Below are 279 nucleotides of genomic sequence, written 5' to 3'. Positions count from 1 at the left end.
CTATCTTCTTTCCAATCCAAAAGCAAGGTGCTCGCAATCTTAGATGTAGGATTTATGTTATTTTAGGTTTAATCTATTTCTTCAACATCTTCTATTAATGTGATATCCAAACATCCAGATTCTAATTTTATTTCTTTGTCTCCTATTTTCAATATAATATCTGTTGTTAGCTCGAACGGTGAGATTACCAATTCCGCTTTTTTATACGCAGCCTCAGTATTTTCAACATCTTCAATATCTAAAAATGTATCAGCGCTTATAACGAAGCAGGTTCTAAAC

The 279-nt window shown here is 32.3% G+C and carries 1 protein-coding gene; it reads right to left on the bottom strand.

What is annotated here, in order from left to right:
* Positions 1-68 precede the first annotated feature (68 nt).
* Positions 69-279, bottom strand: a 211-nt coding sequence (locus SB822_RS56595; protein ID WP_410859038.1) for a hypothetical protein, incomplete at its 5' end; no start/stop codon positions are given.

Source organism: Paraburkholderia sp. SIMBA_054 (assembly GCF_046534875.1).
Lineage (GTDB): Bacteria > Pseudomonadota > Gammaproteobacteria > Burkholderiales > Burkholderiaceae > Paraburkholderia > Paraburkholderia hospita.
This window is presented reverse-complemented; position numbering and strand designations above follow the sequence as displayed.